At 43.5% G+C, this 23,886-nt stretch carries 19 protein-coding genes; 14 read left to right on the top strand and 5 right to left on the bottom strand.

The annotated features are described in order from the left end of the window. Positions 1-35: 35 nt before the first annotated feature. Positions 36-1,523, top strand: coding sequence for a glutamate synthase subunit beta (locus ACFWMP_RS14595; protein ID WP_042188798.1), 1,488 nt, complete (start codon positions 36-38; stop codon positions 1,521-1,523). Between the two features lie 423 nt (positions 1,524-1,946). After that, positions 1,947-3,659 (top strand): proline--tRNA ligase, encoded by a 1,713-nt coding sequence (locus tag ACFWMP_RS14600; RefSeq protein ID WP_379424049.1) that lies wholly within the window; start codon positions 1,947-1,949, stop codon positions 3,657-3,659. An 11-nt stretch (positions 3,660-3,670) separates the two neighbouring features. On the opposite strand, the gene ACFWMP_RS14605 is transcribed toward ACFWMP_RS14600, so the two are convergent. Next, the gene (locus ACFWMP_RS14605) at positions 3,671-4,534 is read right to left on the bottom strand and encodes a pentapeptide repeat-containing protein (RefSeq protein WP_379424050.1); all 864 of its coding nucleotides are present in this window, start codon (positions 4,532-4,534) and stop codon (positions 3,671-3,673) included. 186 nt (positions 4,535-4,720) lie between these two features. On the opposite strand from ACFWMP_RS14605, the gene ACFWMP_RS14610 reads away from it, so the two are divergent. Beyond that, positions 4,721-6,976: a type IA DNA topoisomerase gene (locus tag ACFWMP_RS14610; protein WP_379424051.1), complete on the top strand. Its 2,256-nt coding sequence runs from the start codon at positions 4,721-4,723 to the stop codon at positions 6,974-6,976. Between the two features lie 89 nt (positions 6,977-7,065). Here the strand turns inward: ACFWMP_RS14610 and ACFWMP_RS14615 are convergent, their stop codons facing one another. The 3 genes from ACFWMP_RS14615 to ACFWMP_RS14625 all read right to left on the bottom strand — a co-directional run bounded on the left by ACFWMP_RS14615 (position 7,066) and on the right by ACFWMP_RS14625 (position 9,595). Then, on the bottom strand, positions 7,066-7,791 hold the full coding sequence (locus ACFWMP_RS14615) for a DsbA family protein (RefSeq protein ID WP_341060997.1): 726 nt from the start codon (positions 7,789-7,791) through the stop codon (positions 7,066-7,068). A 103-nt stretch (positions 7,792-7,894) separates the two neighbouring features. Next, positions 7,895-8,641: an HAD family hydrolase gene (locus ACFWMP_RS14620; protein WP_042188784.1), complete on the bottom strand. Its 747-nt coding sequence runs from the start codon at positions 8,639-8,641 to the stop codon at positions 7,895-7,897. 36 nt (positions 8,642-8,677) lie between these two features. Continuing rightward, positions 8,678-9,595 (bottom strand): ArsR/SmtB family transcription factor, encoded by a 918-nt coding sequence (locus tag ACFWMP_RS14625; protein ID WP_076283561.1) that lies wholly within the window; start codon positions 9,593-9,595, stop codon positions 8,678-8,680. Positions 9,596-9,757: 162 nt separating this feature from the next. Here ACFWMP_RS14625 and ACFWMP_RS14630 point away from each other — a divergent pair, with 162 nt between their 5' ends. The 6 genes from ACFWMP_RS14630 (at position 9,758) to ACFWMP_RS14655 (ending at position 16,261) form a co-directional block, all read left to right on the top strand. Continuing rightward, complete coding sequence (locus ACFWMP_RS14630) at positions 9,758-10,912, top strand: MFS transporter (protein ID WP_042194031.1); 1,155 nt, start codon at positions 9,758-9,760, stop codon at positions 10,910-10,912. A 90-nt stretch (positions 10,913-11,002) separates the two neighbouring features. After that, complete coding sequence (locus ACFWMP_RS14635) at positions 11,003-11,728, top strand: phosphonate ABC transporter ATP-binding protein (RefSeq protein WP_076283562.1); 726 nt, start codon at positions 11,003-11,005, stop codon at positions 11,726-11,728. Positions 11,729-11,768: 40 nt separating this feature from the next. Continuing rightward, complete coding sequence (locus tag ACFWMP_RS14640; protein ID WP_042194029.1) at positions 11,769-13,046, top strand: hypothetical protein; 1,278 nt, start codon at positions 11,769-11,771, stop codon at positions 13,044-13,046. Beyond that, the gene (locus ACFWMP_RS14645; protein WP_042128265.1) at positions 13,039-13,737 is read left to right on the top strand and encodes a response regulator transcription factor; all 699 of its coding nucleotides are present in this window, start codon (positions 13,039-13,041) and stop codon (positions 13,735-13,737) included. Before ACFWMP_RS14640 ends, ACFWMP_RS14645 begins: the two co-directional genes overlap by 8 nt. After that, positions 13,734-15,191, top strand: coding sequence for a sensor histidine kinase (locus ACFWMP_RS14650; protein ID WP_042188776.1), 1,458 nt, complete (start codon positions 13,734-13,736; stop codon positions 15,189-15,191). Before ACFWMP_RS14645 ends, ACFWMP_RS14650 begins: the two co-directional genes overlap by 4 nt. A gap of 11 nt (positions 15,192-15,202) precedes the next feature. Next, the gene (locus ACFWMP_RS14655; protein WP_379424052.1) at positions 15,203-16,261 is read left to right on the top strand and encodes a GNAT family N-acetyltransferase; all 1,059 of its coding nucleotides are present in this window, start codon (positions 15,203-15,205) and stop codon (positions 16,259-16,261) included. Positions 16,262-16,357: 96 nt separating this feature from the next. Here ACFWMP_RS14655 and ACFWMP_RS14660 read toward each other — a convergent pair whose 3' ends face one another. Next, positions 16,358-17,581, bottom strand: coding sequence for a glucose-1-phosphate adenylyltransferase (locus ACFWMP_RS14660; RefSeq protein WP_339241566.1), 1,224 nt, complete (start codon positions 17,579-17,581; stop codon positions 16,358-16,360). A gap of 216 nt (positions 17,582-17,797) precedes the next feature. Between ACFWMP_RS14660 and glgB the strand changes: the two genes are divergently transcribed. From glgB to ACFWMP_RS14685, 5 genes are all read left to right on the top strand, one after another. Continuing rightward, positions 17,798-19,735 carry a 1,4-alpha-glucan branching protein GlgB gene (gene glgB, locus ACFWMP_RS14665; RefSeq protein WP_379424053.1) on the top strand — a complete coding sequence of 646 codons (1,938 nt, stop codon included), beginning with the start codon at positions 17,798-17,800 and terminating at the stop codon, positions 19,733-19,735. Positions 19,736-19,783: 48 nt separating this feature from the next. Beyond that, positions 19,784-21,208: a glycogen synthase GlgA gene (gene glgA / locus ACFWMP_RS14670; protein ID WP_379424054.1), complete on the top strand. Its 1,425-nt coding sequence runs from the start codon at positions 19,784-19,786 to the stop codon at positions 21,206-21,208. Between the two features lie 328 nt (positions 21,209-21,536). After that, on the top strand, positions 21,537-22,355 hold the full coding sequence (locus ACFWMP_RS14675; RefSeq protein ID WP_042188769.1) for a transporter substrate-binding domain-containing protein: 819 nt from the start codon (positions 21,537-21,539) through the stop codon (positions 22,353-22,355). A gap of 106 nt (positions 22,356-22,461) precedes the next feature. After that, the gene (locus ACFWMP_RS14680) at positions 22,462-23,127 is read left to right on the top strand and encodes an amino acid ABC transporter permease (protein ID WP_234535415.1); all 666 of its coding nucleotides are present in this window, start codon (positions 22,462-22,464) and stop codon (positions 23,125-23,127) included. Then, complete coding sequence (locus ACFWMP_RS14685) at positions 23,114-23,836, top strand: amino acid ABC transporter ATP-binding protein (RefSeq protein ID WP_042188767.1); 723 nt, start codon at positions 23,114-23,116, stop codon at positions 23,834-23,836. Before ACFWMP_RS14680 ends, ACFWMP_RS14685 begins: the two co-directional genes overlap by 14 nt. Positions 23,837-23,886 lie beyond the last annotated feature (50 nt).

Genomic DNA, 23,886 nt, shown 5'->3' on the forward strand with positions numbered 1-23,886 from the left:
TCAACACGAAGAGAACGGATGGGGGAAACGTAAACATGTCTACACCTACAGGTTTTATGGAGTATAAACGGCAGCTCCCAGGTGATCGGGATCCTGAGCAGCGGGTAAAAGACTGGGAGGAGTTCCACCATCATTTATCCGAGGACGAGCTTCAGACACAAGGAGCGCGCTGCATGGATTGCGGAACGCCGTATTGTCATACAGGAATTGATATGGCTGGAGGAACCTCGGGTTGTCCAGTTCATAATCTAATTCCAGAGTGGAATAATTTGGTGTACCGCGGACTCTGGAAAGAAGCCCTGGAACGTCTGCATAAGACGAATAATTTCCCTGAGTTTACTGGAAGCATTTGTCCTGCTCCTTGCGAAGGCTCTTGCACAGTGGGTCTAATTGGACAGCCGGTGACCATTAAGACCATTGAGTTAGCTATTATTGATAAGGGCTTTGAAGAAGGCTGGGTTGTACCTAATCCTCCAGAGAAACGTACAGGCAAAAAGATTGCAATCGTAGGCTCTGGACCTGCTGGACTCGCAGCAGCAGCTCAACTTAATAAGGCTGGACATACAGTAACTGTATTTGAACGCAGTGACCGCATCGGCGGACTGCTGACATATGGCATTCCTACTATGAAACTCGATAAGAGAGTTGTTCAACGTCGTGTAGATTTATTAGCTGCAGAAGGTATTAATTTTGTAGTGAATACAGAGATTGGCAAGGATATTCCTGCTCAACAGCTAGTGGATGAATATGATGCGGTTGTTCTGTGTGGTGGAGCTACAAAGGCGCGTCGTTTTAACGTTGAAGGCAGTGAGCTTAAGGGTGTTATGTACGCCATGGACTATTTAAATGGTACGATTAAGAGCTATTTGAATTCCAATCTTGAAGATGGCAACTATGTATCTGCTGAAGGTAAAGACGTGATCGTCTTGGGTGGCGGTGATACTGGATCAGACTGTGTTGCTACAGCACTTCGTCATGGCTGCAGCAGTATCACTCAATTTGGTACACATGAAAAAGCACCTCTTCAGCGTGATCCGATTGCTAACCCTTGGCCACAATTCCCGAATGTATATAGCCTAGACTACGCGCAAGAAGAAGCTAAAGCCATATTTGGGGATGACCCGCGTGAGTTCTCTATTATGACTACTAAATTCGTAGGTGATGATGAAGGTAACTTGAAAGAACTGCATACTGTACAGATCCGCCGGATCGTGGATGAGACAGGTCGTAAGATCTATCAACCTGTTCCAGGCACCGAAGCTGTATATCCTGCTCAATTAGCTTTGATAGCCATCGGTTTTGATGGGCCAGAACAAGATATTATTCAAGAGCTTGATCTTGAGACAGATCGTCGTTCCAATGTGAAAGCACGTTATGGTAAATTCAATACGAACGTGGATAAAGTGTTTGCTGCTGGCGATATGAGACGTGGTCAAAGCTTGGTTGTATGGGCCATCAACGAAGGACGCGAAGCTGCGCGTGAAGTGGATAAATACCTGATGGGTTCAACCGTTCTTGTTTAAATCGTTAAGATAATAATTGTCTAATAAGCCGTTTCAAAAGCAGTTTACCTGCTGGAGAAACGGTTTTTTATATAAAGCGATGCTTGACGTAGATATCAGTATCATATAAATTAAATACATTATTCACATGATAAAAGCATTGACCAAGGATCTACGATTCAAGAAGCGTTAGAACAGAGAGGGAACCCACCGGGTGAAAGGTTCCTCAAACACGTGTGAGTGGTATCCTGCCTTGGTAGCTGTAGCGATAGTATCTACTAACCCGCTACCGGAATCGACCGTTATCCGATTTGAGGATTGCCAAATCAGAATGGATTGTATGTTGAGCTGGCAGTTGAATAAGGGTGGTATCACGACACATTCGTCCCTGACGAATGTGTCTTTTTGCATTTAGAGAGATAATTTCTGGGGAGGGTATTTAAGATGCGACAAAGCAATTTATTATTAACAACACTGCGTGAGGTTCCTTCGGAAGCGGAGTCAAACAGTCATCAGCTACTGCTGCGTGCGGGGTATATCCGTCAATTAGCTGCTGGAGTGTATACCTATTTACCACTTGGACGGCGGGTTCTGCGAAAGATAGAAGCGATTGTGAGAGAAGAGATGGATCATTCCGGAACGCAGGAGATTTTAATGCCATCCATGCAGCCTGCGGAACTTTGGAAGGAATCAGAACGCTATGATGTTTATGGTAAGGAGTTGATGACTTTTGAGGATCGTCATGAGCGGGAATTCATTCTTGGTCCAACGCATGAAGAAGTAGTAACCACACTTGTGCGGAATGAGATCAGCTCCTATCGTAAGCTTCCTGTTACCGTGTATCAAATTCAGACTAAGTTTCGAGATGAACGGCGACCACGTTCTGGATTGCTAAGAGGAAGAGAGTTCTTGATGAAGGATGCGTACTCTTTTGACATAAGCTCAGAAGGACTTGATAAATCATATCACCAAATGTTCGATGCTTATCACCGGATATTTAAGCGATGTGGATTGAAGTTCAGAGCTGTTCATGCAGATTCTGGTGCAATTGGCGGAGAAGGGGGCAGCCATGAATTTATGGCACTGGCTGATATCGGGGAAGATACGATTGTGGTATGTTCCTCTTGCGATTACGCAGCCAATCTGGAACAGGCAGAAGCTGTACGTCCTGTTAAGAAGGAAATGAATTTCGAAGTACCAGCGATAGAGAAATTCCATACACCAAATTTACGTACAATTGATCAATTAGAGCAGGAGTTGGAGATCCAACCAGAGCAGATTATGAAAACATTGATCTACGAAGGTAGCGGACAATTCTTTGCTGTAGTGGTTCGAGGAGATCATGAAGTTAATGAGATAAAAGTGAGTAAATATATCGGAGCGATGGAGATCGGTCTTGCTGACTATGAAGCTGTGAAATCCTTAACGGGTGTAGAGATTGGGTTTGTGGGGCCTGTGGGACTTCAATTAACTGTACTAGTTGATGCCGCAGTTGCTGAGATGACGGAAGGTACGACGGGAGCAGGAGAAAAAGATTATCACTTCCGTAATGTTGTACCTGGTAGAGATTTTGGGCTTGAGCATGTGGGGGATTTTCGCAATGTAGCGGAAGGAGAAGCTTGTTCACATTGCGAGGATGGCGTTCTTCATTTTCATCAAGGCATTGAAATCGGACATGTCTTTAAATTAGGTACCAAATACAGTGAGAAGCTTGGAGCTTCCTTTTTAGATCGTTCAGGCAAAAGTCAGCCTATGATCATGGGTTGTTACGGAATTGGAATCTCGCGTCTATTGTCCGCAATTGTAGAACAGAATCATGATGATCAAGGAATAATGTGGCCAGTTGCATTAGCACCTTATCAGGTTCATATTTTGATGATGTCCATAAAGGACTCGGAGCAACTGGCAGTTGCAGAGGAGCTTTATAATCAACTTACTAAGCTCGGTTTTGAGACGCTTCTAGATGATAGGGATGAACGTGCTGGCGTTAAATTTAAGGATTCAAGTTTGATTGGTATACCCGTAACGCTAGTAGTCGGTAAGGAAGCTGCACAAGGTAGGGTGGAGTATCTAGAAAGAGCCACTACGGGTAAAGAAGTCTTAGAAAAGTTAGAAGCAGTTTCTCGTATCCAAGAATTCTTTTCGCAGCTGAATTAAATTTCTATAACTCAAACTGAAAGCCATTGTTCAGGGCGGGAAAGTGCTGGCGGTAACTTTGTGAGATCATCACCTATTGCCGCATTAATCTGACCCTGAGTTAGAAAAATGCTCTCTGATAGATCAGCGCCCCTAAGATCAGTGTCACGGAAATCTGCACCAATAAGATCTGCACCTCTAAGATTAGCGCCTTTAAGGTCAGCGGCAATCAAATAGGCTCCCCTCAGGTTGGCACCCCTGAGATCTGCATTTTTAAGATTTGCTCCGACAAGGTCAGCACCACGGCTGAATGTTCTCGATGCTTTTTTAAGTTTACGACGAGCCTCAGTACGCACAAGTTCACTGACTTGCAGCAGTAACAGATTAATCTTTGCTCGATGAGCGTCAACATTCACCTTCTGTAGAGAATCAGGGTTAAGTAAAGTGAGTTGTTCCGTCTCATCGAGTGCTGTTTGCAGCTCAACATGTATTGAATGGGTTATATCTAAGTTCATTGATTCATTTAAGTACCATAGCAATTCGTGCAAATGCCACATGGCCGTAAATACCTCGAACATTTGCTTTGCAGTTTTTGGATTCTTCCGCCAGTCCTCACCGGTATAAGTAACCTGAGAAAGCTTTTGTCCAGCTCCAAAACAGTCATATACAGTACAACCACGAAATCCAAGCGCTCTTAAATCTGTATGTACACCACAGCGAAAGTCTGATTGTAGGTTATGGCACGGCTGGCCAGCTGCTTTATCCATAGCAAAATCCACTGAAGCTGAAAAAGGTAGTGCGGAACAGCACAAACCGAAGCATCTCTCACATTCTGCTTTTAAATAGTGACCGTTTTTGTCCTTATAAGGTTCTGTAAATTTGTGATTTTCAGACACGTTTTGATTCCTCCGATATATAAACCTCGTTTACCAAACTATTCTAATTCATAGAAAAGACAAAGGGAAGTCTGAATTTTACCTAGGCCTACTAACCAATCCATTAAAAAAAACCGAGGTTAATGGTATAATAGAATACTGGACGCATTTTGGACTTAAGAACGAAAAGGTAAGGAGCGATTGTTTTTGAAGACACTCATTATTGCGGAGAAACCGGATATGGGGCGGAATATCGCCGCCGCAATAGAACCGAAGGCCAAAAATTACCGTTCCTATCTTGAAGGGGAGCAGTACATTATTACTTGGGCAATAGGGCATCTAATCGGTTTGGCCGAGCCGGATGCTTATGATGTTAAATACAAAAAGTGGAATATTAATGATCTGCCCATTATTCCAGACCAGTTCAAACTGGTTCCTAATGCGCGGACAATCGACCAGCTCAAGGTAATTGGAGATCTTGCGAAACGTAGCGATCTTCTAGTGAATTCATGCGATGCCGGGCGAGAAGGGCAGCATATCTTTTCACTCATTCAACGACATTTGAAGCTGGAGCATCCTGTGAAGCGGTTGTGGATCTCGGATCTGACGCCAGAGACCATTCGCAAAGGATTCCAGGAGCTGAAGGATGGATCGGAGTACGAGAATCTAACGAAAGCAGCAAAAGCTCGCAGTGAAGCGGATTGGCTCATCGGCATGAACGGATCACGTGCTTTTACTACAAAGCATAATGTGCTGCTGTCCGTGGGTAGGGTTCAAACTCCCGTACTCGCGCTGATTTACGACCGTCAGAAGACGATTGAGGCGTTCTCTTCCCTAAAGTTTTTTGAGGTGGAGGGACATTTTACTCAGAATGAAATGACCTATAAAGGCATGTGGCAGGGGGATCGGCTGACTGACGGGGATAAGGCGGAGGCGCTAGCTGCCAAGGTCAAAGGAAAACCGGGCCGGATTGAGTCTTACGAGGTTAAGGAAACAAAAGAGTATCCGAATAAGCTGTACGATTTGACGCTGCTGCAGCGTGAGGCGAATGGAAAGTACGCTTTTTCCGCAAAAAAGACGCTTGATATTGCTCAAGCGTTATATGAAAAACATAAGGTGATCTCTTATCCGCGGACGAACTCCAACTATGTTACAGAACAGAATATTCCTGAGATGCATAAGACGTTATCCGCGCTGCAAGGGACGGCGTATGATGAGTGGGTGAAGGGTGCGAATCGCAATCTCGTTCATAAAGGGAATAAATTCATCTGCAACCCCTCGAAGGTTGAGGATCACCACGCGATTTTGCCTACATATCGTAAAGCATCAGGACTTAGTGCAGATGAAGGAAAGCTGTATGATTTGATTGTGCGGCGTTTTTTGTCTCAGTTCTATCCGGCAGCGGAGTATAAAGTGCATACGGTGATGACCGAGGTAGAAGAGGAAAAGTTCAAAACCACAGTCAAGGAATTATTAAGCCTCGGCTGGAAGGTCATTTACGCGGACCAGAAGAAGGATAAAGCGAAGACTTCCAAGGGTAAGAACAAGGATGATGAAGAGGACGAAGAGATCGAAGTGAACGAACCATTTTCTATTGCTCCGGCAGAAGAAGTGGTTTGTAGTGAGGCTATTGTTAAAGAGAAAGATACTCAACCACCCAAGCATTACACAGAAGGTACGCTGCTTCGAGCGATGGAAAGTGCCGGAAAGCAGATTGAGGATGAAGAGCTTCGCGATGCTATGAAGGATTCAGGGCTTGGAACTCCGGCTACCCGTGCAGCAACGATAGAACGGCTGAAGAATGTCGGATACATCGAAATGCAGGGCAAAAAAATTGCCATCACACAAAAAGGACGAACAGCTATAGAATTGATACGCGGCGCTGGGATAGAGCTGTTGACTTCACCGGAAATGACCGGCCAATGGGAACGTCGTTTGAACGAAATATCTAGAGGAACGGCGTCAGACGGGCAGTTTATGGAAAATGTAAAAAGATTCGCCTGTATGATCGTGGATAAAGTACGCGTACAATCTCGAGCGTCCAAAACCTCTTTTGAAGGGGAGACGCCTTCTGTCAATACAGGTGCTAAAGGCCGAGGCGGAGCAAGCACAACCCGTAAAACGAGCGACAAACCTGCGGCGCCGCGAAAGCGCAAGGCAAGTAGTGAAGAGGAATCTGCCAATTCAGGACCTAAGGTCATTGGAAACTGTCCGCGTCCCGGCTGCGGTGGAATGATTTTTATGGGTAAAAAAGGCTACGGCTGCTCTCATTACAAGGAAGGCTGTAAATTCGTGATTTGGAAAGAGAATCATGGTCGTACACTCACGGATGCACAAGTGAAGGCGTTGATTGAGAAAGGTCGGACGGGCAAGCTAAAGCTTACCAGCGAAGACGGTACACCTCTGGAAGGCAAGCTAGTGCTTCAAAATATGGATACGGGCGAATTAGCAATTGAATCATAGTCGATCAAAAAGAATGTGTGTACGGTAAAAAGGTGTCTCTAGCCATGATGGATACATGGCAGAGACACCTTTTTAATCATGCCTTATAATTATTCAGCGGATTTAGCCAGCTGCGCTTCAATCGCTGCAGTTAACCCTTCATAGGAGGAGTCAGGAAGCAGGGTTCCGTTTACCATAAATTTAGGTGTACCATTAACCCCGTACGATCCCGCGATCTTGAAGTCTTCTTTGACGTCGAACATATAGGTATGATTCTTGAGATCTGTTTCGAATTGAGCGAAATCAATACCTTCAATGTTATCTTTGACGAAATTTAGAATGAACTTCTGTGTGGCCCATATTTTGCTTTCATCGCCTTGATTGGCGTACAGCTTATGGAGATATTCCCAGAATTTCTCGTTGCTTTGCTTATAAATGGCTTCACCTGCACTTGCAGCAAGATAGGAATCTCGATCCAGGAAGGCAAAGTTCATGAAGAAAAGCTCAACTTTTCCGGTATCCACATAGTCCTTAACAAACGTATCCAGATATTTCTCCGTCCAGTTTTTGCAGGCAGGACATTTGAAATCTGCAAATTCGATGACTTTGATTTTGGCATCAGGACTACCAAGATGAGGTTGCTTTTCATATTTCAGCCCATCAACAACAATGCTACCCTTCACATCAGTGTAGTTCGGTAAACCCTCTGTACTGTCCGTCTTGTCATTTAGAATGAAGACAATAACAGCGACAAGGATTACAACAACTATACCTAAGAGCATGGGAAGCATTTGTTTGTTAGTTCGAGAATGGTTGGACTTCACTTTCTTGTTCATATCTCATCTCCTACCTCATTTAGGAATTATACAAAAATAGTATAATCATCCCAGAGGTAGAGTAGATATGTCATTTGTAACAATGTCTGAGGTTACTTTGCACCTAGAGTTTCTGCAGGGTAGCAGTACGAATAACAGGAGGCACCTCATGGATGGAGGAAATGGTCTTCACTGCTTGTTGCATTTCTTGCTCCAGTTCAATAAGGTTATAGCTCCATTCATTCTGTTGCTTCAGATAGATACTGTTAATGCCTGCGGTTACTGCCGGAAGTACATCTGTACGTAAAGAGTTACCAATCATCCAGGTGCGTTTGCGGTCAAAGCCTTGCGTAGTCAAAATATTTTCAAGTGCCTCAACATTTTTATGTTGACGAATATAGATCCGGTCATCAAAGTAAGCATCTAGCTTCATTTGCTCAATTTTACGTTGTTGGATCGTATCGTCTCCACCTGTATACAGGAATAAATGGTGACCATCCTGCTTCAGAGTATCAAGCGTTTCAACCATGCCAGGGTAAGCTTCGATTTCTTGATCATAGACGCTTAGTCCAAGCTTGTGTAACTGTTGTTCTTGAAAACGGTCCGTCGGACGATTATATTTGGCGCAGAAATAGCGGTAGGTAGCGATTAGGGATTTAGGGAAATTATCGCTGGCAAGACCACTTGTGTTAACCGTGTGCACGTCAATTTCTATTTGTTTATCACGTAGTTCACTGGTGCTTGGGCCAAATTCGTTAAACCAATCAGTCATTAGCTCAAAATATTGCCCTAAAATCAGATCGAAATATTTGTTGCAGTGGACTAGTGTATCATCTAGATCGAAAATCACCTGTTGTGTCATGTATTTCATATCTCTCACTCCTTGGATCTGTATCTGTATAGTGTTCTATAGATAAATATAAGACTCTAGGAACATTTGCAGCTCTGATGCGCCGTCAGGGCGAATACTGAAACGTTCATCTTGTTCACCTCTAAGATGGATGCGGAGTAGGCCGGCTACTCGTAGAATCATAAGGTGATGCATCAGCATTTCTCTGGATTGATTCAGATCAGATTGCATCTCCCACAACGACTTGGGTTCATGTGCGACATAGCGAAGCAATCGAAGTCTTGTGGGGTCGGAAAGTGCCTTGGTCATGCGCAAAAGCACCATAGGTGGTTCATTTTCGTCTTCTAAAGGTACATCTACAGGATATTGTACGATCACCATGGTTTTGTAGAAGCAGTAGGTGTTAATCGGACGATTATGAACAGTTGGTAGTAATACAATCGTCTTTAGATCCGTGATCTCCTCGAAAACTACACCGCCAGATGCGTATTCAATTAGAGAAATGGGGTCCATTTTGCTTTCAAGCATTTTTTTCTCAGAAGCATCTTCAATTAATAGCGGTAATATTTTGTGCTCCACATGGCGGAAGTATTGCTCGTACCAGAGACGCAAAAGTGGACTATAGCTGCTCCGAATCCGAAAAGCATCTTCAATCGTAAACTCCTGAATGAGCGGAGCGATCTGCTGATAACATTCTTCTATGGAGGCTGAATCCAGATCATCTAGGAAATGCTGCACTGAAGTTGCGGGTCCTCGAATGTAAACCCAGGCATATAGCACATCATAATCCGTAAAAGGCCACTCGGCGGCTTGCATTAAAGCTGTTACCTTATGAGGAGAAATGCGATCTTCCACATCACTTATCCAGTGGGGACCAATGTCCAAATTGGAGATCCATTTTCTAGTTACATATAACATAAAACTGTCCAGCAGTTCATAAACCGGCGATACGTCGATCTTTAATTCGTACTCCATGTCTCATGCACCCCCAGGAAATCCGTAACATCTTCATATTATCTCTTGTTTTGAAGAGGGTTGTCCACTATAATGTTCGGTGTTTGCCAATTGGCGTTAGAACAAATTAGCGTTATTAATTATAGGGGGATATCATCTGTGTCAGACCGGCCAAAATTATCTATTCGAAGTAACAGCAAAATGAATTTCATGATTCTTATCACCGCTACTATAGCGGCTGGACTCAGCCAAGGAATGCTGCTTCCCGTATTATCCATTCTATTGGAGCAGAAAGGAGTTTCCTCTTCGCTTAATGGACTTAATGCAGCTGCTTTATACATAGGATCATTCGGAATGACCTTGATTGCTGAAAGAGTTCTCGGAGCGATTGGATTCAAAAAATTGATTGCTGGCGGGATAAGCTTAGTCTTAGTAAGCTTGCTCTTATTCCCCTTTTTTCCTGGAATCAAAATATGGTTTGTGTTACGTCTTCTTGTAGGTGTTGGTGATGCAGCTATCAATTATGCCGCCCAGCTATGGGTGCTGCTAATGACGCCTGCCGAGCATCGTGGACGAAATCTTTCCCTGTATGGGATGTCCTATGGCCTGGGCTTTAGCTTGGGGCCACTTGGAATTAGTCTGCTGCGCTTTGGTCAGGCAACACCCTTTATTGTTCTAGCTTTTCTTTTTTTGCTGGTCCTAATACTAGCCGTTACATTACTTCCGGATTCACGTCCAGATAAAGTTGAGAGTGGAGAAAGTCAGGTACGCCGTTTTGGACGTTGTTACAGTCTAGCGTGGTTCGCTTTAATTCCTGCACTCCTATACGGTTTCATGGAAGCAAGCTTAAATAGTAATTTTCCAGTGTATGGCCTCCGGATCGGATACAGCACGGATCAAATTGCAGCCTTATTGCCTTTTGCGGGCATTGGAGGACTGTTGTTACAATTCCCGCTAGGACTGTGGAGCGACCGTTTTGGTCGAAAGAAGGTATTGATTCTTACTGGGATTGGAGGCGGGATTGCCTTCGCATTACTGCCATTAGCAGGTGACCATTTCAAAGTGACTATGGTGCTGTTGATGATTGCTGGTGGACTTGTAGGCTCCTTTTTCTCGTTAGGGCTTAGTCTGGCTGCGGACATTTTACCACGACATTTACTGCCTGCTGCAAATGTGGTTGCTTCTTTTCATTTTAGTATAGGCAGTATTATAGGTCCAGGTATCGGCGGTTTGCTCATGCAAGTCGGCTGGGGCGGGGGGATTTTCGGCTTGATGGGCGCTTTATATATCGCCTTCGGATTGCTTGGGTTATTTTTCTCGCCACGGCAAAAAATTTGAGGTAAGATAAGAACGAGTGCTCGCATGGAAATTCATCTGGCTTTCAGAGTACACTATAGATTATAGATAAAGACAGGGAGAGGCTGAACTATGATCACAGTTGAACACTTAGCCAAGGCAGTTGGGGAAGATAAGAATCCAGTTCTACAGGATATAGGGTTTCAATTAGAACCGGGTGAGTTCGTAGCAATACTTGGAGCTAGCGGTAGCGGTAAGACCACTTTACTGCGCTGTTTAGCGCTGCGTGAGAAGTGGGATAGAGGGAATTTTAGAGTGGACGGTACAGATATAATGGCGAGTGCCTTTACAGGTAAAAGAAAAATCCGCCGCGAGTGGGCATACCTGGAGCAGAATGCAGAGCTCAATCCTAACCGTACTGCATTGAAAAATGTACTGATCGGCCAGTCTTCACAAACGCCGTTATGGCGAATGGTCACTGGGATGGTACGTTCAGATGATTATATGGGTGCAATGGATGAACTGGACGCCCTTGGCCTCCTGGATAAAGCGAAGATGAAGACAAGTCAACTTAGTGGCGGAGAAAGGCAGCGTGTAGCGATTGCTAGAGCGTTGACTCACGGTGCTAAAGTGATTTTAGCGGATGAACCGGTTACGGGATTAGATCCTAAATCCGCGGAGAGTGTCTTGGAAACATTGCGGAAGCTGTGTAAAGAAACCGGTCTTACGGTTGTAACGGTGTTACCGATTGAATTAGCGGAACGTTTTGCTACGCGTCTATGGGTACTAGAAGATGGCAGAATTAAGCATGATATAAAGGGGCGTAGATTAACGTTCCAAGAACGTGCAAATCTTTAAATATAGGACACGGATAAGGAAAAGAGTGATGAAGTTGAATATGAGAAGTCTTAGGTGCTTTGTAGCCGCAACGCTGACGTTATCCGTACTGTCGGGTTGTACTTTCATCAGTGATCCTGTTTCTAAGATGAAATCCCCACAATTGTCTGCTGACAAAGCAACACTTATGGCTGCTATTAATTCACTTAAGCCAGCAGGTTCCACGTTGATTCGTCCGACCAATGACGATGATAGTACCATCTTTACTGAGGATCTCAATAAGGATGGAGTTATGGAGACGCTAGTGTTCTATAGGACTCCAGGTGAAGCCGTACAGATTCACGGGATGATACTGGAGAAACAGGGCGACACTTGGGTCAAGAAACTTGTATTCGATGGCGACGGGTCTGTGCTGGAGTCGGTTGATTTGAAGGATATGACGGGTGATGGGAAGCTTGAAATTGTTACCGGCTATTCACAAGGTGAAGAAAAGGGTCTTGTCGTCTATAGCTATTCCAGCGGAACATTAGAAGAAGTGCTTTCACATCCTTATACTAAATATATGATTGATGATCTTAATGGGGATGGAATTGAAGACATAACCGTTGTTTACTTTAAAAGAAATGAATTTGCAACCATTTCGGTCTATCAGTACAATGATGGCTTTAAGGTACTCGATAAGCTTGATAATATCGATCCTTATTTTAATAATTATTACAATATTGTTGCAGGAAAAATCTCAGAGAATAAAGAAGGAATCGTATTGGATGCTGCGGTGGATTCCCAATCTGCCTATACCTCTATTGTCGTTATGGAGAATAACAAGCTGCGTGTGGTATTACCAGGTGATGCGCGGACTTATAAAGATCGTCGGATTGCAAGTGAAGATATTGATCATGATGGCATTATTGAAATTGGATTGCTTGAGGCGCCTAAAGGATGGGAGTATTTCGATCCAGCTGAAATTCCATACTTTACCTCCTATTATAAATGGGATGGGAAAGAAGGTCTGACCTTCGCAACCCAGCTATATCATGATCCATCGGATCGATTCAATATTAATTTTTCTCCGGAATGGCATGGAAAGGTGACAGTTGATACGAAATCGGTTCTGGATAAGAACCTTAAGTTTATCATGTCAGATACCGGTGAGACGGTTGCTGAGGTTTCCTTCTTTTCTCCTTCAGAATGGGATCGCGTAAAAAATGACGGTTGGGATTTGCTTGCACGTGATGCAGACAAGGTCATCGCCTACCGCGGTAAGTTAGAACAAAGTACAACAAAGGAAGGAAGCAATAAAATTGCTTCCCCTATAGAAAGGAAGGGAATAGATGAGTAAAGTACTGATACTGGAAGATGAGGAGTCCATTCGTAGTTTTATTGTCATTAACTTGAAGCGTAATGGGTTCGAAGTGATAGAGGCTGCGGATGGGCATGAAGCTCTTCACAAGTTAACCACGATCCCTGATATTGATATCGCTCTGTTGGATGTAATGGTTCCGGGTATTGATGGATTTGAAGTATGTAGACGGGTCAGAGAAACCAATGAGCGTTTGGGTATTATTTTTCTGACAGCCAAGGTTCAAGAGCAAGATAAAGTGTATGCATTGTCTGTAGGAGCGGATGACCATGTTAGCAAGCCATTCAGCCCGACAGAACTGATTGCTCGAATTCAATCTTTGCTGCGCCGAGTGAACGTTCATCGTGAACAGTCAGCGAAAGTTTCATTCGTTTCAGGGCCATTTACCTTGGATCTTATTTCCAAACATTTTAAACGTGATAATGAAGCGATTGAACTGACGCCAACGGAATTTTCGTTGATTCAATTCTTCCTCGAAAAAGAAAATACACCGCTCAGCCGCGATCTTCTGCTGGATCATGTGTGGGGCAAGGAGTATATGGGTGATCCCAAAATTGTGGATGTGAATATTCGTCGTCTGCGTCAAAAAATAGAGAATAATCCGTCAGAGCCAGAATTTTTGCAAACGGTATGGGGACACGGATATAGATGGAAAGGCCAAGTACAATGATTAAGAAGGGGATGCGCAGACAAATTGTTCTACACTACATTCTTGTAGTTTTTTTGGCGCTTCTCCTCGTAGAAGTTATCTTCCTGCTTGCCATCAGAACGTATTATTATGACAGTGTATATAGCAAGATGAAAAATCACATTACCACGGCAGAGTCGTTTTTTCATAAATACGAGCTAGATGGCGATAACAACTCGAATCAGCTGCAAGTACTGCTGGATAGATTTGAGCTGCCCAATACAGAGCTAGAAGTATTGACCATGAATGGTGACATGATTACCAGTTCAACCGGTTTTCAGCCTGATCGTACGATTACAACTAGTGACGTCCCTGAAGCGGTAGGGGGCAGTATTGGCCGCTGGGTAGGACGCCAGAGTGGTACTAACGAGAGTGTTATGGCTGTGTCCAAGATGCTGCAGGTTCACGGACGTGATACGTATATTCTAAGATATCTTACTTCACTTGAAGGTATCAACAACGATTTGCTTAATCTTACGTTACTGTCAATTGGAATAGGTGCAGCTGTTATGGCTGTTGTTATCGTGTTCAGCTTCGGACTTGCCAATTCAATCGTAAAGCCGCTCAATAACATTACGGCGGTATCAGCCCAAATGGCTAAGGGTAGATTTAATGTGCGGATTAAGGGGAATTACAAATTTGAGATTGGTGACTTGGCTTCAACGCTGAATTATATGGCTCAGGAAATTGTGCGCAGTAATCAGATTAAGGATGATTTCATCTCGTCCATTTCACATGAGCTTCGGACACCCCTTACTAGTATCAAGGGCTGGAGTGAAACCTTGGTCTCTGGTGGCTATGATCCGGAGGAGACGAAGCTTGGAGTCAGCATCATTTCCAAAGAAAGTGAACGCTTGATTGGTCTAGTAGAGGAGATTCTAGACTTTTCAAAGCTGCAGCAGAACCAAATGAAGCTGTCCATTGGGATTGTTGACGTGAAAGTGTTACTTCAGGAGACTATACTTAATATTTGGGCCAAGGCGGAGAAGAAACGGATTCACCTGCTTCTTGAATGTGAAGACGGGATCTATGTTAAAGGGGATGCCAATCGTCTAAAACAAGTATTCTTGAATCTGGTAGACAATGCCGTGAAGTTTTCACATGAGGAGTCCAGTATAGAATTGTCTGCGAAGAGAATTTCGGCTACAGAGACTGCTATCATGGTTCGTGATAGTGGGATTGGGATTAGTGAAGCACATATCTCCAGAGTGAAAGACCGTTTCTTTCAAGTGGATGCGTTGAACGGGGGAACGGGCTTAGGTCTAGCCATCTCACAACAAATCGTGGAACTTCACCACGGGAAGCTTGAAATGGAAAGTGAGCTAGGTAGTGGAACTGAAGTTACCGTAATCTTGCCACTTACTGAGAAGCTGCCTGAAGTCAATTCAGATCATGTAGCACAAATAACAGCTACCTTACCTGAATCAGATGTCTAGGAGGTATGGAAATGGAAGTATGGGGGAATTCGATTAGGATCGTTCGTGGAGAACCTGATCGGACTGGTGATATCTTGAGGCTGCTGCAGGAAGCAGCAAATTGGATGGAACGAAATGGGATTAAGCAATGGACCCCCGGCCAATTTAACGAGAATGATATCACAGGCTATTTCACGGATAGGCATGTTTATCTTGCGATTGAAGATGAAGCAGTAGTTGGAATGTTCACATTACAATTCAGTGATCCTCAATACTGGGGAAGCAAAAACGATGAGTCTTATGCATATTTGCATAGATTAGCTGTAGCGGGTTCACACCGCAGTCAGGGACTTGGTCAGCATATGCTTAAATATGCTGCGGCCCGTGCCAAAGAACTTGGCTGCAGAGGACTCAGATTTGATACCGTCGCACATAACATTAAACTCAATCGTTATTATCAGAGCATGGGTTTTCATTACATGGGTACTAACGATATGGGAAATGGTCGTTTAGTGAACCTGTATGAGCATTTTGAGGAACAACCTGATTCCGATCGTCTGATTCTTAGATTTATTTCTGAATCGGACTTTGAGCACCTGAAACGATGGAGTGTCTCACCTGAGTATCTGAAGCAATGGGCTGGACCTTCATTAACTTTTCCTCTTGACGATGACCAGCTTACTAAGTATTTAGATGGGGCTAATCATCCAGCGAATTCTGATCGCCTTATCTTCTGTGCGGTGCATGAAGCTACTCAGCAGGTCGTGGGACACATCAGTTTTTCAGCCATAGACCGGGCGAATCGATCTGCATGTATTGGCAGAGTAGTAGTAGATCCTGATTATCAGGGCAGAGGCTTTGGAACAAGGATGATGAATGAAATGCTCCGGATCGGATTTGAGAGTTTGGATCTGCATCGTATTTCTCTGGGAGCTTTTGCTTTCAACACTGTTGCCCTGAAAACCTATGAAGCATTGGGCTTTAAGCGGGAGGGTGTAGAGCGCGAATCAGCGCTGTTTGGGGAGCAATATGTAGATTGTGTGGAAATGAGTATTTTAGATCGAGAATGGTTAGCGCTCCATGAATCATAAAGGTTAACTTCTAACAACCGAAGGGGCTGTTGCTCTGGTCATGTTGACCAGGACAACAGCCCCTTTTTATATAAAGTATTTATATATATAATGGTTTTATGAAGGGAGAACTTCCCGTAGACGTCCTGTCTTCTCATAAACATCCTGAAACAGACGGGAGGGTTGATTTCGAACCGCTGGCTTAGGAGCTACGGTCTCATTGGGCCCAACAACTACGATATTGTTAATACTTCCCTTGACGACAGCACCATCCTTAATAATGGCACCTTCGCCAATAATGGCATTTTCGATCTGTACTCCACGTCCGATTCGAACGCCAGGCATAATAACGCTTTGTTTAATTTGGCTCATTTTGCCAATTTCCACACCATTGAAGATTACAGAACGTTGCAAGCTGCCTTCTTGCGTGCAGAATTCATTCACGAGAGAGTCCGTTGATGGAATCTGAACACGTGGTTTGTGAACAGCAAGCTTAGTCCGGCGACTCCGGCTATACATCGGCCAATGAGCTTTGTCGAGCTTCATGCCATTGTTTTTTTGCAGAAGATCCATATGTGCTTCCCAGAGACTACCCACAGTACCTACATCTCTCCAGTATCCTTTGAAGCGGTAAGCGAATAAATCATCATTCTGATCAAGCATCGTTGGTATAACGTCTTTACCAAAGTCATGACTGGAATTAGGATTAGCTGCATCCCGCAACAAGTGCTCCTTCAGATAAGCCCACTCAAACAGATATATACCCATAGAAGCTAAATTACTTTTAGGTACTTTTGGTTTTTCCGCAAACTCAGAGATTTTTAGTTCATCATTTACGTTCATCACTCCAAAACGACTAGCTTCATCCCAAGGCACCTCCATTACGGAGATGGTGGCTTTTGCAGCCTTCTCTACATGGTAATCCAACATTTTCCGGTAATTCATATGGTAAATATGATCACCGGATAGAATGAGAACATGTTCTGGATTACGGCTATCGATATACTCAATATTCTTATAAATCGCATCAGCAGTTCCTGTATAGCTGTCTCTGCCTTCAACACCGGAAGGAAGCAGGGTTACACCTTTATCCTTTTGACTATGTAAACCCCAAGGTTCACCTTCACCGATGTGTTCATGTAAGGATTCAGCTTCATATTGCGTCAGGACACCTACTGTATCAATTTTAGAATTTACACAATTACTTAGTGGGAAATCAATAATTTTATACTGTCCACCGAAAGGGACTGCAGGCTTAGCCATACTGGAAGTCAAGGGAGCCAATCTGCGGCCTTCCCCTCCTGCCAAGAGCATGGCGATACAATCTTTTTTGTTATTCATTTGTTATCCCTCCCATTTATTTTGTCAATGCTTGATATATAAACTCACGACAAGCACTTGAAACGACATAGGTGAAGTATATTGCTGTGTAAAAAGAAAAATTACAATTAATATTTCTTTATCAGAAAATCTTTTGTTTTCACATCAAATCATTTTCAAAATGGTAATATTCGGGTAATGTAATAGGTACAAGCATTCAAAAAAGGTGGTGTAGAATTGGCTGAAAAAGCAACAATCGATACCCTTCCGTCAGCATCTGATATTTATTTGTTCCATGAGGGCACCAATTATCGCAGCTATTCTATGCTGGGTGCGCACACTGCCGCTGAAGAAGGCGTTACGGGCGTGCGCTTTACCGTGTGGGCTCCTCATGCGACATATGTAGGACTAGCTGGTGATCATAATGGCTGGGATGGAACGCAGGACATGGACTCGTTATATAAGATACCCGATTCAGGATTTTGGAGTCGTGTTTTTCCGGGAATACAGCCGGGAACTTTTTACAAATACAGGATTGTTGCCAGTGATGGCTCCAGCTTCCTAAAAGCGGATCCTTTTGCCTTCAAAGCTGAGGTTCGACCGGCGACTGCATCCGTTGTTACGGATCTCAGTGGTTATCGTTGGGGAGATGCTGCATGGCGGAGAAAGAGTAAAGCTCCATATCATCAACCGATGAACATTTATGAGATGCATTTTGGAACTTGGCGTCAAAAAGAAGATGGGGAATTTTACAGCTATCAGGAAATGAGTGAATTATTAATTCCATATTTGGTGGAAATGGGTTATACCCATGTTGAGTTTATGCCGCTTGCTGAGCATCCATACGATTTGTCATGGGGCTATCAAGGTACGGGGTATTTTGCGGCTACGAGCCGATATGGTGAACCCCATGAGTTGATGTATTTAATCGATCATTTGCATCAAGCTGGAATTGGTGTCATTCTGGATTGGGTTCCGGCCCATTTTGCAAAGGATGCACACGGTTTAAGAATGTTTGATGGCTCGCCACTTTATGAATATGCAGATCCAATGTTAGCGGAAAAACCAGGCTGGGGAACCCTATCGTTCGACTTCAGCAAGCCTGAGATTTCTTCGTTCCTCATTTCTAATGCACTCTTTTGGTTTGAGTATTATCATATTGATGGGATGCGTGTAGATGCGGTTACCAGCATGCTTCGTCTCGATTTTGAAAAACAAGCTCATCAATATCGACGCAATGTGAATGGTGGTCTGGAGAATCTAGAGGCCATCAAATTTATTCAGAACCTGAATAAGGCGATATTTCAGTATTTTCCTAAGGCATTAATGATGGCAGAAGAATCTAGTGCTTGGCCGGGAGTTACAGCACCAGCTCATGAAGGTGGCCTCGGTTTTAACTACAAATGGAATATGGGATGGATGAATGACACATTGGGCTACATAGAACATGATTTTTGGGGGCGTCCTCATCATCATAATTTATTAACATTTCCAATATGTTATGCTTATGCCGAAAATTATGCATTACCGTTATCACATGATGAGGTTGTACATGGCAAAAAGTCGTTACTGGACAAAATGCCCGGTTCTTATGAACAAAAGTTCGCAGGACTTAGACAGCTGCTTGGTTATCAAATATCTCATCCCGGAAAGAAACTCCTGTTCATGGGTGGAGAATTTGGTCAATTTATTGAGTGGAAGGATCAGGAGCAGCTGGATTGGCTACTGCTGGACTATGACAGCCATCGCGGCATGCTAGCTTACACAGCTGCACTTAATAAACTGTATCGCTCGGAGAAAGCCCTGTGGGAGCTTGATCATTCCCAAGAGGGTTATCAATGGATTGATGCAGATGACAATGAACAAAGCGTAATTTCATATCTGCGAAAAGGCAAGAAGCCTGGAGATACGTTGCTGTTTATCATCAATTTTCAACCTGTCCAGCGTCAACAGTATCGTATAGGGGTTCCACGCCCAGGGACCTATGAAGAACTTTTTAGCTCGGAAGATGTAGCGTTCGGAGGTTCGGGTATACACAACTTGCCTCAGAAGAGCAAAAAGTTAGAATGGCATAATCAGGTGAACAGTATAGAGCTAACATTACCGCCTCTTAGCTTCCTGGTGTTTAAGAAAACGTCACGAGTGGGTAAGAGTAAAGAGGCAAATGAGTCATAGATTAAAGAACGAATAGAGAATCCGTACACTTTAAAGGGGGAAATAATCATGAAAGTTTTATTTGCCGCAGCTGAAGCTCATCCATTTATCAAAACGGGTGGTCTGGCCGATGTCATTGGGGCATTACCTAAAGCGCTGAAGGGTGCCGGGGTAGATGTACGAGTGATTTTGCCTAAATATCGTGGGATTCCAGAAAAGTTCACTTCAAAAATGGAGCATTTAACAGAAGTGTATGTGCCAATCGGTTGGCGTAATCAATACTGCGGGATCGAACATATGGTTTATGACGGTATTCCCGTTTACTTTATCGACAATGAATATTATTTTGGACGGGACGGAATCTACGGATATATGGACGATGGGGAACGCTTCGCGTTCTATAATCGTGCGGTGCTGGAGTGTCTGCCAGCTATTGATTTTCAGCCGGACGTCTTGCATTGCCATGATTGGCATGCGGCTGTAATCCCAATGCTGCTTCAGGGTCATTATCGACACAATCCATTTTACAGCGAAATGCGAAGTGTATTTACCATACATAACCTGTTGTATCAGGGTGTGTTTCCATATGAGGTGCTTGGGGAGCTATTGGGTCTTGACAGCAGTTATTTTGGAGGTGTGGAGTATTACGGGAATGTGAATTTCTTAAAAGGTGGCATTGTATACAGCGACCGTGTCACCACAGTAAGTCCAACCTACTCGGAAGAAATTCGAACACCTTATTATGGTTACGGACTGGATGGATTGTTGAATGCGCGAGCGGATGTTTTGAGCGGTATTGTGAATGGAATAGATACAAAAAGTTATAATCCTGCAACAGATACAAGTCTTGCTACCCGTTATCGTTCTAATCTGGCGAAGAAAACGGAGAACAAATTAGCCTTGCAGGAGGAATTAGGACTACCTGTGGATGCTAATATTCCGATGGTGGCTATGGTTACTCGTCTTGTGGATTCCAAAGGTTTAGATTTGCTTACGCGTGTATTGGATGAGCTATTGTATAAGGATGACATTCAATTTGTTCTGCTTGGAACGGGGGATGAGTCCTATGAGCGGTGGTTTAAGGAAGCGGCTTGGCGTTATCCGGCAAAGCTATCTTCACAAATCCTCTTTAATGATGCACTCTCACGCAAAATATATGCTGCTAGTGATATCTTTCTTATGCCTTCCAAGTTTGAACCTTGCGGGATCAGTCAACTTCTCGCTTTACGCTATGGTAGCATACCAGTTGTGCGGGAAACTGGTGGCCTGAATGACACTGTTCAAGCTTATAATGAAGAATCCGGTGAAGGAAACGGCTTTACGTTCAGTAACTACAACGCCCACGATATGATGTTTACGCTTCGCCGGTCGATCTCATTATACAAGCAGCCTGAACACTGGAAAAAGATTACGAAAAACGCATTCGCTGGCGATTATAGCTGGAATGTATCGGCGCAACAGTACATTGATATTTATAATGAAATTACGGAATAAGGATTCATTAGATTCCGTAATAGGTTAATAAGGGAGTGCACTGAAGTATAACTCATACTTTAGTGCACTCCTTTTTTTGATGAAAATTAGGGGTGATTTGCCGCATGATTTGGTTAAGTTAGGGAATAGTAAAAATGTATAAAATTATATAAAATTTGAATAAATGTTGAATAATATGTTTCAGAAGAATGAATTCTTTGCTTTGAAACCCATTAAAAGGAAGTTATTGTCACAATTATGCCTTTGCATATTCATGCGTTCTGATTTATAATAAGTCGGTCAAAGAGTCAACTTGGATTTTTTTCATACGAATAGGGGAGATATAGAAATGAACAAATGGGGTAAACTTAGTTTAGGTATGTTATTAGCAGTAGGCCTGTTGTCAGGCTGCGGTCAAAATAAAAATGATAGTGATACCGCTGCAAGTGGAAATGCAACTAACGGTGGGGCTACTAAGAAGCTTACTATGGGCACAAGTGCAGATTTTCCTCCGTACGAATTCCATAAAGTTGTAGACGGTAAAGATACTATCGTGGGCTTCGATATCGATATCGCTAAGGAAATTGCTGCTGATATGGGTGCTGAACTTGTAATTAAGGACTTGCCATTCGACTCACTATTGAACGAATTGTCCAGCGGAAGAGTAGATATTGTAATTTCTGGACTTAGCCCGACGGAAGAACGTAAAAAAGCTGTTGATCTTTCAGACATTTATTACAAGGCTGAGCAAGCGATTGTTGTGCGCGAAGCGGACAAAGATAAATACGCCACTATGGATGCTGTAAAAGGTACTAAAATTGGTGTGCAGACTGGATCCATTCAAGAAGAAATTGCTAAAGGGATCGAGGGAGCGAAAATCACTTCGCTTGGTAAAATCTCCGAAATTGTTCTACAATTGCAATCCAATCGTGTAGATACTGCTATCATTGAAGGGCCCGTCGCAAAATCATTCGTTAAGAATGTTCCTGGTCTTGTAATTACTGATGCTAAGCCAGAAGTTGAAGATGACGGTTATGCTATTGGTATTAAAAAAGGAAATAAAGAGCTACTGGATCAAGTAAACAGCACACTGACACGTTTAAACTCAGAAGGTAAAATTGATGAGTACGTAACGGCAGCTAGTGAGCTTGCAGATAGCACGAAGTAAAGATACAACGGATATTTTTAAAGTCTGCTAAAGTAAATTGTATGTGTATACAGAAAATAGCGACAATAAGCTATTTTCTATTTTTTTGGAGATGGGAGGAAAGGTTATGGACATTACTTTATTTAAAATGGCTTATGATTATCGTGATTTTTTCCTAACCGGTTTGCAGTATACCTTGCTGCTTGCTGTTCTAGGCGTCTTCTTTGGTTTTATTCTAGGGATTATTATTTCCTTGCTACGTATGTCCAAATGGAGTGTGCTTCGCTTCTTGGCAACAGCCTGGGTAGAATTCCTTCGTGGTACACCTATGCTTGTACAACTGTTTCTGATCCATTATGGATTGGCTACATTCGGGATTGAATTTACACCGATTCAGTCGGGGGCAATCACCTTATCCATTAACAGTTCTGCTTACCTTGCAGAGATTTTCCGTGCTGGGATACAAGGGGTAGATCGTGGACAAATGGAGGCAGCCCGTTCACTTGGAATGAAGCAAGGGATGACTATGCGCCATATCATACTCCCGCAGGCACTCAAGAGTGTTCTTCCGGCAATCGGAAATGAATTTATCACCATTATCAAGGAATCATCGATTATTTCTTTTATCGGCGTTACGGATTTGATGTTTCAAGCACGTACGGTTACAACGATTTCTTACGATGGTATGACACCACTTGTAATTATCGCATTTATGTACTTTGTGCTGACATTTACGCTATCGAAGATCCTAGGTAGACTGGAAAGGAGGCTGAATACCGATGATCGCCGTTAAGAACTTGCAAAAAAATTACGGGAAGCTGGAAATTCTCAAGGGAATTGACTTGGAGATTCATAAAGGTGAGGTCGTCGTCGTTATCGGACCGAGTGGATCGGGTAAAAGTACCTTTCTGCGCTGTTTGAATCTCCTGGAGCAGCCAACTGGTGGCGAAATTACTTTTGAAGGTGAATCTATTACCTCCAAAAAGCACGATATTAATGTCACACGTGAGAAGATGGGAATGGTATTTCAGCAGTTTAACCTCTTTCCTCACAAAACAGTTCTGCAGAACATTACACTAGCACCGATTAAGGTGAAAAAACAGCAGCAGTCCGAAGCTGATAAATTCGCAATGGAGCTGCTCAAGACTGTAGGCCTAGAAGATAAAAAGGATGCTTATCCTGCTCAACTGTCAGGAGGACAGAAGCAGCGAATCGCGATTGCCCGGGCGCTGGCGATGCAGCCTCATGTGATGCTCTTTGACGAGCCAACCTCAGCCCTTGACCCAGAGATGGTCGGTGAGGTGCTGGAGGTTATGAAGAAGCTTGCAGAAGATGGGATGACAATGGTCATAGTTACGCATGAGATGGGCTTTGCACGCGAAGTGGGCGACCGTATTCTATTTATGGATGGCGGCGTGATTGTAGAGCAAGGTACACCTGCACAAGTATTCGGAAATCCTCAGCATGTACGTACACAGGATTTTTTAAGTAAAGTGTTATAAGTAAGTCAAATTGTAGCGGCGCTCGGGCAAGTTATCCGGGTGCCGCTTTA

The sequence above is a fragment of the Paenibacillus sp. NPDC058367 genome, assembly GCF_042723305.1.
Lineage (GTDB): Bacteria > Bacillota > Bacilli > Paenibacillales > Paenibacillaceae > Paenibacillus_AQ.